Source organism: Sphingomonas aquatilis, from assembly GCF_014196115.1.
GTDB lineage: Bacteria > Pseudomonadota > Alphaproteobacteria > Sphingomonadales > Sphingomonadaceae > Sphingomonas > Sphingomonas aquatilis.
The window spans coordinates 77,601-89,663 of sequence record NZ_JACIDB010000007.1; the positions used below are offsets into that span (position 1 = coordinate 77,601).

Genomic DNA, 12,063 nt, shown 5'->3' on the forward strand with positions numbered 1-12,063 from the left:
AGGGCTTCATATTGCGCCCGTATGCTACCGAAGGCAATATTCTACGGAACGTTTCGGCGCAGTTCGTTCAGCCATACTGACGCAGTGCCATCCGACGGTGCCCGCCAATCGCCCCGCGGGCTAAGTGCCCCCCCTGCCGACACTTTCGGCCCGTTGGGGATCGCCGACCGTTTGAACTGGCTGGTCTGGAAGAAGCGGACCAGAAAACGCTCCAGCCAATATTTGATCGTCGGCAGGTCGTAGGCGACGCGCGCATCGGCCGGAACATCCTCCGGCCACCCGCCCTGCGCCGCATCGTGCCACGCATGCCAGGCCAAGAAAGCGATCTTCGATGGCGCCAGCCCGTGGCGGATCACGTAATGCGCGAAGAAGTCGTTGAGCGCATAGGGCCCGATCATCGATTCCGTCGATTGCATCGCGCCCGTATCCGCATCGGCCGGCACCAGCTCGGGCGAAATCTCCTGCGCCAGGATGGTCGCGAGGACGGCGTTGGTCGCCGCGTCATATTGGTCCGTCCGGATGCACCAGCGGATCAGGAACTGGATCAGCGTCTTCGGCACCCCGGCGTTGATCGCATAATGGCTCATCTGGTCGCCGACGCCATAGGTACACCAGCCGAGCGCCAGCTCGCTGAGGTCGCCGGTGCCCAGAACGATGCCGCGACGCTGATTGGCGAGGCGGAAAAGGTAATCGGTTCTGAGGCCTGCCTGCACATTCTCGAACGTGACGTCATACACGGCCTCGCCGCGGGCGAAGGGGTGGCTCATGTCGGCGAGCATCTGGCGCGCGGCGGGGCGGATATCGATCTCGTCGGCGGTACAGCCCAGCGCGCGCATCAGCGCCCAAGCATTGCCCTTCGTCGCCTCGCCGGTGGCGAAGCCCGGCATGGTGAAGCCGAGGATGTCGCTGCGCGGCCGCCCCATCCGGTCCATCGCCTTCGCCGCGACGATCAGCGCATGCGTCGAATCGAGCCCGCCCGACACGCCGATGACGAGCGTCTTGGAACCGGTGGCCGACAGCCGCTTCACCAGCGCCTCGACCTGGATGTTGAAGGCCTCGTAGCAATCCTCGTCGCGGCGCGCGGGATCGTCGGGTACGAAGGGGAAGCGGCGGATGCGGCGGTCGAGGCCGGTGTCGCCGTCGCGCGCACCATGCGTAAAGCCGATTCGGCGGACGTCGCGCTCGGGGTGCCCCGCCGCGACTGCGCTGTCGTTGAACGTGCCGTTGCGCAACCGCTCCTGCACCAGCCGCTCGCAATCGATGTCGGCGACGACAAGCTCGGCCGCGTTCGAGAAACGGCTCGATTCGGTCAGCAATTCGCCCAGTTCGTAGATCAGCCCCTGGCCGTCCCAAGCGAGATCGGTCGTGCTCTCCCCCGGTCCTGCGGCGGAATAGACATAGGCGCAGGCGGCGCGCGCGGATTGCGCGGCGGCCAGCAGCATGCGTTCGCGCGCCTTGCCGATGACGATGTTGGAGGCGCTGAGATTGCAGCAGATCGTCGCCCCCGCCAGCACGCCCATCGTCGACGGCGGCGTCGGCGCCCAATAATCCTCGCAAATCTCGGCATGCACGACGAAACCCGGCAGATCCTCCGCCGCGAACAGCAGGTCGGTGCCGAACGGCACGTCGGCATCGCCCAGCCGGATCGTCAGGCCGGTCAGGCCCAGCCCCGGTGCGAACCAGCGCTTTTCGTAATATTCGCGGTAATTGGGCAGGAAGCTCTTCGGCACCACGCCCAGGATGCGCCCGCGATGCACCGCCACCGCGCAATTGTAGAGCCGCCCGTTGCGGACCAACGCCGCGCCGACGAGCAGCAGCGGCGCCCATGCCGCGGTCCGTTCGGCGAACGCCACCACCGCCGCGTCGCTGGCCCGCTGCTGCGCCGATTGCAGGTGCAGGTCGTCGAGCGCGTAGGACGTCAGGTTGAGTTCCGGAAAGACCACGCAATCCACGCCGCGCGCATCCGCCTCCCGCGCCATCGCGACCGCCGCGTCGAGGTTCGCGTCGATATCGCCGACGCTCGCGCGCGGCGTCGCGGCCGCGACGCGGACCATCTGGTGGGCGTGGATCGAATGGAAACGCTGGGTCATGGTGGCAAGGCTAGCCGCTGTGAGGAAGAGGGGCTAGCGGCAACGGTTCGTGGGCCAGGGCGATCCGGCGATGTTAAGGCGTTTCCCGCCACGTCGCACCCCCCTCCCCCGTCACCCCGGGCTTGACCCGGGGTCCCGCTTCTTCTTGCGGTGGGTCGGGAAAAGCGGCCCCCCGGCCCGCCGGCCGGGGTGACGGTGGAAAACCCTACTTCCCCCCCTCGCGCCGGGTCAGCGCCGCCACGCAGCTCGCCCGATCGATCGTGCTGCCATCCGGCTCGCGCGCATCGAGATAGGTGACGCGCGGCCCCTCATTCTCCTTCGGGTACAGATAGGCGTCGAGCACGCAGATCGGCCCGGCGAACTGCAGCTTGCGCGCCGCGCCCTCGCGAATGTCCGCGTCGGGCTGGCCGAACAGGCGGACGAGGCCCGCCGCATCTTGCCCGATCACCCGCTCCAACCCGGCACTGGTATAGGGCACGACCGGCCGGCTGACCGTCGGACCGACCGCGCCCGGTGCGGCGCACGCGCCCAGCCCTGCCGCGAGCGCGAGGCTCAAGATCGTGCGCGTCGTCATGCGTGTCCCCCTCGCCCCCCGTGGAACAGGTGCGTCGCCATTGCCGCGCCCAGGATCGGCGCGAACAGATTGGCGAGCGGAACCACGAACAGTCCCGCGACGGCAAGGCCCAGCACGAACCGCTGGCCGCGAGTCGCCTTGCGCCAGCCCCGCATCGTCGCATCGTCCATGTGCCGGCTCGCCACCATGTCGCCGAGGTCGCGCCCCAGCAGCCAGCCATTGACCAGGAAAAACGCGATCGCCGGCCCGATCGCGGTGAACAGCAAGGCGAGATAGACGGGCGTCATCACCAGATTGATGCCCAGCGCCCGCACCGCCGACGCGAGCGCCATCCGCCCGGACCGCACGAACCCGACGTCCCGCGCCTCGGCATGCGCGGCGGGATAGTGACGCGCCTCCACCGCGGCGACGATCGCGTCGCCGAACAGCCCGATCACCGCGATCGCGACCACGCGGAACAGCAGCCAGGCGGCAACGACGAACACGACCACCGTCAGCGCCCCCGCCAGCCCATCGCCCAGCGCCGCGCCCAGATCGGCGAAGGCCGCGTGCAATCCACCGAACAACGCCAGCCCGAGCAGAACGAAGATCGCCACCGTCAGCGCCAGCGACTTCGCCAGCACCCGCAGGATCGCGGCGTCGCCAAGCTGGCCGAGCGAGAGGGTGAAGGCGCGGAGCATAGAACGTGGGGTGGCGCGTGCGATCGAGGGCGTCAACGGCTGGCACGTCACTGGCGCCACCTTCTCTTCGTCACCCCGGACTTGTTCCGGGGTGACGGAGGGCATTAGGCAGGCAGGCGCCCGCCTACACCCCCACCCCACCCCGCGTTGCGCGAAACCGCGCACGCCCCTAGGGAGCGACATCTGACTTTACCGGAGCTTCCTTTGTCCCACCCCACCTATGACGTCGTCGCGATCGGCAATGCGATCGTCGACATCCTCGCGCAGGCCGACGATGCGTTCATCGAGTCGATCGGCGTCGCCAAGGGCTCGATGCAGCTGATGTTTTCGCCCGAGGATGCCGATGCGCTCTACGATCGCATGGGTCCGGGGCGTGAGGTGTCGGGCGGATCGGCGGCGAACACCGTCGCCGGCATCGCGGCGCTCGGCGGCCGCACCGGCTTCATCGGCCAGGTCGCCGACGATCAGCTCGGCGAAGTGTTCGCGCACGACATCCGCGCGGCGGGCGTCGCCTTCACCACCGACGTGCGTCCCGGCCAGCCGACCACGGCGCGCTGCCTGATCTTCGTGACGCCGGACGGCCAGCGCACGATGAACACCTATCTCGGCGCATCGCAGTTCCTGCCCGCCGCCGCGCTCGATCTCGGCATGATCGAAGACGCAGCCATCCTGTATCTCGAAGGCTATCTGTGGGACCCGGAAGAGCCGCGCGCCGCGATGCGCGTCGCGATCGAGGCTGCGCGCAAGGCGGGTCGCAAGGTCGCCTTCACGCTGTCCGACGTCTTCTGCATCGGCCGTCACGGCGGCGACTTCCGCCAGCTCATCGCGGATGGCCTGATCGACATCCTGTTCGCCAATGAAGGCGAACTGGCCGCCCTCGCCGAAACCGAGGATTTCGAGGCCGCGGTCGCCAAGATCGCAGCCCAGGTGCCGACGCTGGTCGTGACGCGCGGTGCGCACGGCGCCTGCGCGCTGCAGAACGGCACGCGTGCCGAAGTCGCGGCAGAGCCGATCGAGCGCGTCGTCGACACGACCGGCGCGGGCGATCTGTTCGCCGCCGGCTTCCTGCACGGTCAGGCGCAGGGCAAGGGCCTGGAAGATTCGCTGAAGCTCGGCGCGATCTGCGCCGCCGAAATCATCAGCCACTTCGGCGCGCGTCCGAACGTCGACATGAAGGCACTGATGGCCGCCAAGCTCGGCTGATCGCGTCTCCTGGATGACGAACGGGGAGGTGCCGGCCGGCGCCTCCCTTTTCGTATGTGCGACGGACCGCCGGGCGGGCGGATCGCCATGGCAGGCATCGCCGCGCGTCGTTACAGCGGGCGTTCCTTCCTGCACGAGCCGACATGAGCCGCTTGATCCTCTTCAACAAACCCTATGACGTGCTCAGCCAGTTCACCGATCGCGGCACGCCGGCGGAGCGCGTCACGCTGTCGCGCTTCATCGACGTACCCGGCGTCTATCCCGCCGGCCGGCTCGACCGCGACAGCGAAGGCCTGTTGCTGCTGACCGACGACGGCCGTCTCCAGGCGCGCATCGCCGATCCGAAGTTCAAGCTGCCCAAGACCTATCTCGTGCAGGTGGAAGGCGTGCCGGACGCCGCCGCCCTCGCCGCGCTGCGCACCGGCGTCGTGCTGAAGGACGGCCCCACCCGCCCCGCCGAGGTCGAGGCGATCGACCCGCCAGACCTGTGGCCCCGCACGCCCCCCATCCGCGTGCGCCAGGCGATCCCCGACCGCTGGCTACGCCTCACCATCCGCGAAGGCCGCAACCGCCAGGTCCGCCGCATGACCGCCGCCGTCGGCCACCCGACGCTGCGCCTGGTGCGCTGGCGGATCGGCGACTGGACGCTGGCCGACCTCGCGCCGGGGGCATGGCGCGACGCCTGACGCCCCGACAGATCGATCTTGCGTGGGGGTGATACATCCTCCCCCGCCAGGGGGAGGTGGCGCCGCCGAAAGGCGGTGACGGAGGGGGAGGATAGGAACGCCCCCCGTAACACAGCGCAACCCTGACCGCCCCCCCCTAACCGCGCAACATCGCCAACTGCCCCCGCACCACGTCAAGGTTATGCTGGGCGAGGTGACTGCCCCGCCCCGCGACGCTGCCCTCCAGATCGGGCCGCTCGCCGATCGCAATCGCCCGCTCCCACGCCCCGCTCGCCAGCGGCAGCCACTGGTCCACCGCCCGCGCCGGATCGGCGATGGCATGATGCAGCAGCAGGTCGCCCAGCACGAAGAAGAAATCCGGCGACTCCGTCCAGCGCGGCATTTCCGCCTCGGCCAGCGCCATCGCATCACCCAGTCGCCCCGCCTTTGCCAGCGCGGCGATCGCACACGTCACCAGCTCGTGCCGCCAGCCCGCGTCCGGCGGCGTCGCTGCCACCGCCTGCGCATAGCCCTCCGCCGACGCCGCGCCGTCGCCGCGCATGTCGGCATCCTTGGCGATCTGGTACAGCAGGTACGCATCGCCCGGCCGCTCGGCGAGCTCCGCCAACAAAAGCCGATGGTTGCGATCGCGCTTGCGGGCAATCTGCGCCGCCCGATAGCCGTCATGCCCGATATGCAGCCCGGTCCGCACCCGCGGCAAAGCGGAGGCGACCTGCTCATGCACCCGCCCCTCGAACCGCACGCCGCGCGGCAGCACCCGCGTGATCCAGCTCCGCGTCGTCGTCGCGCCCGCGCCATCGCCGCTCAGCACGCATGCACGCCCCAGCCGCTCGCCACCCGCGCACCAATCGCGCAAGGTCTCTCCGCCAGACACGATCCATTCGTCCGCGTCGATCACCAGATGCCAGTCCGCATCAGCCAGCCCCAGCGCATGGTTACGCGCCGCCGCGAAATCGTCAGGCCAGTCGAGCCGATGCACCTCCGCCCCGCAACCCTCTGCGATCGCGACGGTATCGTCCACCGACCCGGTATCCACCACCACCATCCGGTCGACGAACGGCGCCACACTCTCCAGGCACCGCGCAATACACCGCGCCTCGTCCCGCACGATCAGCGTCGCGGCAATGATGGGGGCAGAGGGCATGAAAGTCTTTCACTGTCGGAATAGGCAGGCAGTTGCACGGGATGGTTAATGAACCATTCGCTCCTGCCGAAGCACCCGTTCAGGCCGCCGCGAATACCCGTCATCTTCCTGGACCATCGATCGACGGTATCCTCCAATGCGCTTTGGCGAGAGCCACCGCCGATACAATGGGAAACCCCGTCTTTACGATGACTTGTCCCGTCGTCAGAACCTTGAACACGATAACGACCGGAGCCGTAAACCCAAACAGGAAGAGCAGGTCGTTAGGGTGAGTCCAGTCAATTCCGAGACCGACGAATCCGATCAGGCATCCGGCCACCCACAACGGCTTCCAGCGGAAATCGGGCGAGCGTTTGACGGCAATGATAGACCAGACGCTGACCGCGATCACGATCAGCGCAAAGACGACGACCGTTATCTGAAACCCGTTCATACCCAGCCCCTCTGCGTCGACCAGCCGACCTTATAAGCATCGCTGTATCAAGCCACCCCTGTCCTACACGCCCCCGATCCGCTATGATCCCGCCATGCTCCGCGCCCTTCGCTCGCCCGCCCATCCCACGGCGGCCCGGCGCAGGGGGCGTTTCCGAGCAATACGTATCGTCCACTTCGTCCACTTCCGCAGCCCCCGACTCGAACGCCGACTCGGGCGCCGGACCCGCTTGACCCGCTCGCCCCGATCCCGGACAGCGACGCCGTGACGCACCTGCCCCCACCCCCCGCCGACCTGTTGCGCGACGCCGCGCTGTTCCTCGATTTCGACGGCACGCTCGTCGAATTGCAGGAGCGGCCCGACGCCGTCCGCGTCGACGCGCGCCTCGCCACGCTGATCGAGCGGCTATCGCACGCGCTCGACGGCCGCGTCGCGATCATTTCCGGCCGGCCGGTCGATGGCATCCGCGCGCTGTTCGGCGCCCCCGCCTTCGCCATCTCCGGCAGCCACGGGCTGGAGGTCGCCTGGCCCGACGGCCGCGTCCACCAGGCGGAACGACCCGCCGCGCTCGACCGTATTGTCGCCGACATGCACGACTTCGCAACTGCAACACGGGGCGTCCTGGTCGAGGAAAAGCCCCTCGGCGCCGCGCTCCATTACCGCGCCGTTCCCACGGCCGAAGCCGCCGCGACGCAGCTCGCCACCCGCCTCGCCGCCGATGCCGGCCTCCACCTGCAGACGGGTAAGATGATGGTCGAGGTGCGCGTCGCTGGCGCCGACAAGGGTAGCGCGCTGCGTCAGATGATGCAGGCCCCTGCGCTTGCCGGCCATAAGCCCGTCTTCCTCGGCGACGACGATACCGACGAACCCGCCATGGCCGCCGCCGCGACGCTCGGCGGCGCCGGCATCCTGATCGGCGCGCCCCGCACCACCGCCGCCGCCTGGCGCCTCGACAGCGTCGCCGACACCCTCTCCTGGCTCGAAGCCGCAACCGAAAGCCTCAACGCATGACCAGCGTAGACCTCTGGCCGATCGGCAATTGTCAGGTGAGCGCGCTGATCGATCGCGCCGGCCGCTACGTCTGGGCGTGCGTGCCGCGCGTCGACGGCGACCCGCTCTTCTCCGCCCTCGTCGGCGGCGCCGAACCGGACAGCGGCTATTGGAGCGTCGAGATCGCCGATTCGGTGTCGGTCGAACAGCAGTATATTCGCAACACGCCGATCCTGGTCAGCACGCATACCGACAGCGCCGGCAACGCGCTGGAGGTGATCGACTTCTGCCCGCGGTTCGATCGCCTCGGCCGCACCTACCGCCCCGTCGCCTTCGCGCGCATCGTCCGTCCGGTATCGGGCAGCCCCCGCATGACGATGCGGCTGCGCACCACCTGCGGCTGGGGCGGTGCGTGCCGCGAACAGATCGGCGGGTCGAACCATCTGCGCATCAACCTCGATACGATGCAGATGCGCCTCACCACCACCGCGCCGATCGGCATGATCCAGGAAGAGCGCATCTTCCGCCTCGAACGCCCGCTGCATTTCTTCCTCGGCCCCGATGAAAGCTTCAGCGGCGATCTGGCGGAATCGATGGAGGCGATGCTGACGCAGACGATCGCCGAATGGCAGGAATGGACGCGCGGCCTCGCCATCCCGTTGGAATGGCAGGACGTGGTCATCCGCTCGGCGATCACCCTCAAATTGTGCCAGCATGAGGAAACCGGCGCGATCGTCGCCGCGCTCACCACCTCGATCCCCGAACATGCGGGGTCAGAGCGGAACTGGGACTATCGCTATTGCTGGATCCGCGACGCTTATTACACCGTCCAGGCGCTGAACCGCCTCGGCGCGCTCGACGTGCTGGAGGGCTATCTCGGCTATCTGCGCAACATCGTCGACGATGCGCGCGGCGGCCATATACAGCCTTTGTACGGCGTCCTTGGCGAAGCGACGCTCACCGAACGCTTCGCGCCCGATCTGGCCGGCTATCGCGGCATGGGCCCGGTGCGCGTCGGTAACGCCGCCTACGAGCAGCATCAATATGATGCCTACGGTCAGATCGTGCTGTGCAGCGTCCACGCCTTCTTCGACCAGCGCCTGCTCCGCCTCAATACGGTCGAGGATTTCCACCGCCTCGAACAGGTCGGCGAACGCGCCTGGACCCATTACGACAAGCCCGACGCCGGCCTGTGGGAGCTGCGCACGCGGCAGAGCGTCCACACCTATTCGGTCGCGATGTGCTGGGCGGCGTGCGACCGGCTCGCCAATGCCGCCCATGCGCTGGGCATGGAGGATCGCTGCACCTTCTGGCAGGATCGCGCCGACCACATCCGCGGCGTGATCGAGGACAAGGCGTGGCGGCCCGACACCAACCGCATGTCCGCAACCTTCTCGGGCGACGATCTCGACGCCAGCCTGATCCAGCTGCTCGACCTGCGCTTCTTCGAACCCACCGACCCGCGCTTCCTCGGCACGCTCGAGGCGGTGGAGCAAGGCCTGCGTCGCGGCAGCTTCATGCTGCGCTACGATACGGAGGATGATTTTGGCCTGCCCGAAACCGCCTTCAACGTCTGCACCTTCTGGCTGATCGAGGCGCTGCACGCCACCGGCCGCCACGACGATGCGCGGGCTCTCTTCGAAGAGATGCTGGCACGGCGCACCGCGTCAGGGTTGCTGTCCGAAGACATCGACCCTACGTCTCTGGAGCTGTGGGGCAACTACCCCCAGACCTATTCGCTGGTCGGCATGATCAACTGCGCCGTCCTGCTGTCCAAACCCTGGAGTTCGATCCGCTGAGCCGTCTGATCATCATTTCCAATCGTGTGTCCGCCCCCACGGGGTCCAAATCCGGGGGCGCACAGGGCGGCCTCGCCGTCGCCCTCGCCTCCGCGCTGCGCCAGTATAAGGGCATGTGGTTCGGCTGGTCGGGCGAGCGCACCGACGAATATACCGGCCAGATCACTTTCCAGCGCAACGAAGGCGTCACCACCGCGACCGTCGACCTCGAAGAGCAGGATATCGAGGAATATTACAATGGCTACGCCAACCGCACCCTGTGGCCGCTCTTTCACTATCGCGTCGATCTGGCGGAATATGAACGCGAATTTGCCGGCGGCTATCAGCGGGTCAACGAACGCTTCGCCGACACCGTCCAGCCGCTGATCGAGGAAGACGACGCGGTTTGGATTCAGGATTACCACCTGTTCCCGCTGGGGCAGGAGCTGCGCAAGCGGGGCGCGAAGAATCGCCTCGGCTTCTTCCTCCATATCCCCTGGCCGCCGCGCCGCCTGCTCGCCATCCTGCCCGAAGCAGAAGGGCTGGTACGCAGCCTGTTCGCCTATGACGTCATCGGCTTCCACACCGACGAATGGCTGTCGTCGTTCCGCGATTATTGCACCGCCGAACTGGGCGCGACCGTCGAGGGCGACGAGCTGGTGCTGGACGATCGCCGCGTGCGCGTCATGGCCTGCCCGATCGGCATCGATGCCAAGGAATTTGCCGGCCTTGCCGTCAGCACGCGGGGTCGCCTCGCCTATCGCCAGATGCGCGACGCCGCAGTGGGGCGCGACATGATCGTCGGCGTCGACCGGCTCGATTATTCGAAGGGGCTGGAAGAACGCTTCCTGGGCTACGAACGCTTCCTCGTCGAGCATCCCGAGGAGCGCAAGGAAGTCACGCTGCTCCAGATCGCGCCGCCCAGCCGCGCGACGGTGGGCAGCTATCAGAAAATCCGCAGCAATCTCGAAGGATTGGCGGGCCGGATCAACGGCGCGTACGCCGACATCGACTGGGTGCCGATCCGCTACGTCAACCAGGGCTATCCCCGCGACGTGCTCGCCGGCATCTATCGCGCCGCCAAGATCGGGCTGGTGACGCCGTTGCGCGACGGCATGAACCTCGTCGCCAAGGAATATGTCGCGGCGCAGAACCCGGAGGACCCCGGCGTCCTCATCCTGTCGCGTTTCGCCGGTGCCGCCTGCCAGCTGACCGACGCCGTCCTCATCAATCCCTATTCAGCCGAGGAAATGTCCGACGCGATCATGCTCGCGCTGCGCATGCCGCGTGAAGAACGCATCGAGCGCTGGCAGCGGATGATGGACGTCATCACCCGCGAGGATATCGGCTGGTGGCGCAAGACCTTCACCGAGGCGCTGATGGAAGCCCCGTTGGAGATGGAGACGGAGGCGGAGCCGGCATGATCCGCGTCCGCGGCAGGGCTTCAGGCATCTCGTCGCGGATGAACGCATAGATCGCCTCGCGCACCTCGCACCGCAGATCGAACGCGGTGGAGGCATCCTTGGCGGTCATCAGCCCGCGCACCTCCATCAGGCCATCCTGTTTTGAATCAGTGACTTGGCAGTTGAAGAACCGCTGATCCCAGCGGGGGCTGGCCCGGACGACCTCCTCCAGCTTCACCCTGATCCGGGCGACATCGGCGGCGGGATCAAGATACCAGAACACCGATCCCAGCAGGGCACTCGTCTCCCGGGTCCAGTTCTGGAAGCTGTTTTCGAGGAACTTCGACACTGGCACCACCAGCCGCCGGTCGTCCCAGATCCGAACCACGACATAGGTCAGCCGGATATCCTCGATCCGCCCCCATTCACTGTCGATGATGACGACGTCGTCGATCCGGATCGGCTCGGTAAAGGCCATTTGGATGCCGGCGATCAGGTTCTTCAGCGCTGGCTGCGCCGCAGCGCCGATGGCAAGACCGGCGACGCCGGCAGAGGCGGCCAGCGTCACCCCGATCGTCCGCACCGACGGAATGCTCATCAACATCATCATCGCCGTGATCAGGATCAGCACGAACACCCCGATCCGGTGCAGGATGCCGATCCGCGTCCGCCGCCGCCGGGCCCTCAGATTGTCGGCGGCGGTGATGTCGAACCGCACCTCGCTGATGTCCCGATAGGCCGTCAGCCCGGCGAGCAGCATCCAACCGAAGATGCCTGGCGTCAGCAGCCCCAGCACTCGCTGCCAGATCGTCTCCCAATAGCGTGGCAGGTCCAGCCCCGGCCCCGACGCGGCGAGGGCGATGACGATCACCAGCCAGAAACTCGGCCGATCGAGCCGGGCGATCAGGATATCGTCGGTCTTCGTCGCGGTGCGTCCCGCCAGCCGGCGCAGCGCCGCGAACAGGATGCGATGGACCAGCGACAGTAGCAGGACGAACGCCAGTACGCCGCCCAGCTTCCCCGCCCAGTCCGGCAGGTCGATATCGAGATAGGGGATATGCATCGCCGCTAACACGCACCAC

11 protein-coding genes are annotated in these 12,063 nt (G+C 67.5%); 5 read left to right on the forward strand and 6 right to left on the reverse strand.

All coding sequences use genetic code 11. The annotated features are described in order from the left end of the window. Positions 1–41 precede the first annotated feature (41 nt). From GGR47_RS14405 to GGR47_RS14415, 3 genes are all read right to left on the reverse strand, one after another. The gene (locus GGR47_RS14405; RefSeq protein ID WP_147034859.1) at positions 42–2,090 is read right to left on the reverse strand and encodes an NAD(+) synthase; all 2,049 of its coding nucleotides are present in this window, start codon (positions 2,088–2,090) and stop codon (positions 42–44) included. 205 nt (positions 2,091–2,295) lie between these two features. Next, positions 2,296–2,664: a hypothetical protein gene (locus GGR47_RS14410; protein WP_017979379.1), complete on the reverse strand. Its 369-nt coding sequence runs from the start codon at positions 2,662–2,664 to the stop codon at positions 2,296–2,298. Continuing rightward, positions 2,661–3,344 carry an EI24 domain-containing protein gene (locus GGR47_RS14415; protein ID WP_147034858.1) on the reverse strand — a complete coding sequence of 228 codons (684 nt, stop codon included), beginning with the start codon at positions 3,342–3,344 and terminating at the stop codon, positions 2,661–2,663. The genes GGR47_RS14410 and GGR47_RS14415 overlap by 4 nt, the downstream gene beginning before the upstream one ends. Before the next feature lie 204 nt (positions 3,345–3,548). On the opposite strand from GGR47_RS14415, the gene GGR47_RS14420 reads away from it, so the two are divergent. Together GGR47_RS14420 and GGR47_RS14425 are read left to right on the forward strand one after the other, a co-directional pair. Beyond that, positions 3,549–4,547 carry an adenosine kinase gene (locus GGR47_RS14420; RefSeq protein ID WP_147034857.1) on the forward strand — a complete coding sequence of 333 codons (999 nt, stop codon included), beginning with the start codon at positions 3,549–3,551 and terminating at the stop codon, positions 4,545–4,547. 143 nt (positions 4,548–4,690) lie between these two features. Then, positions 4,691–5,233, forward strand: coding sequence for a pseudouridine synthase (locus GGR47_RS14425; protein WP_147034856.1), 543 nt, complete (start codon positions 4,691–4,693; stop codon positions 5,231–5,233). Positions 5,234–5,369: 136 nt separating this feature from the next. Here the strand turns inward: GGR47_RS14425 and GGR47_RS14430 are convergent, their stop codons facing one another. Next, positions 5,370–6,377, reverse strand: coding sequence for a glycosyltransferase family 2 protein (locus tag GGR47_RS14430; protein WP_147034855.1), 1,008 nt, complete (start codon positions 6,375–6,377; stop codon positions 5,370–5,372). Between the two features lie 100 nt (positions 6,378–6,477). After that, on the reverse strand, positions 6,478–6,810 hold the full coding sequence (locus GGR47_RS14435; protein ID WP_147034854.1) for a hypothetical protein: 333 nt from the start codon (positions 6,808–6,810) through the stop codon (positions 6,478–6,480). Between the two features lie 264 nt (positions 6,811–7,074). Between GGR47_RS14435 and otsB the strand changes: the two genes are divergently transcribed. Genes otsB through GGR47_RS14450 form a run of 3 tightly spaced genes read left to right on the forward strand, consistent with a single transcriptional unit; the run spans position 7,075 to position 11,002 of the window. Further along, positions 7,075–7,821: a trehalose-phosphatase gene (gene otsB, locus GGR47_RS14440; RefSeq protein WP_147034853.1), complete on the forward strand. Its 747-nt coding sequence runs from the start codon at positions 7,075–7,077 to the stop codon at positions 7,819–7,821. Continuing rightward, positions 7,818–9,599 (forward strand): glycoside hydrolase family 15 protein, encoded by a 1,782-nt coding sequence (locus tag GGR47_RS14445; protein WP_147034852.1) that lies wholly within the window; start codon positions 7,818–7,820, stop codon positions 9,597–9,599. The genes otsB and GGR47_RS14445 overlap by 4 nt, the downstream gene beginning before the upstream one ends. Continuing rightward, a complete protein-coding gene (locus GGR47_RS14450; protein WP_147034895.1) occupies positions 9,596–11,002 on the forward strand; it encodes an alpha,alpha-trehalose-phosphate synthase (UDP-forming) in 1,407 nt (468 codons plus the stop codon). Before GGR47_RS14445 ends, GGR47_RS14450 begins: the two co-directional genes overlap by 4 nt. Here the strand turns inward: GGR47_RS14450 and GGR47_RS14455 are convergent. Next, positions 10,944–12,044: a mechanosensitive ion channel family protein gene (locus GGR47_RS14455; RefSeq protein ID WP_147034896.1), complete on the reverse strand. Its 1,101-nt coding sequence runs from the start codon at positions 12,042–12,044 to the stop codon at positions 10,944–10,946. The two genes, GGR47_RS14450 and GGR47_RS14455, sit on opposite strands and share 59 nt — an antisense overlap. Positions 12,045–12,063: the final 19 nt, after the last annotated feature.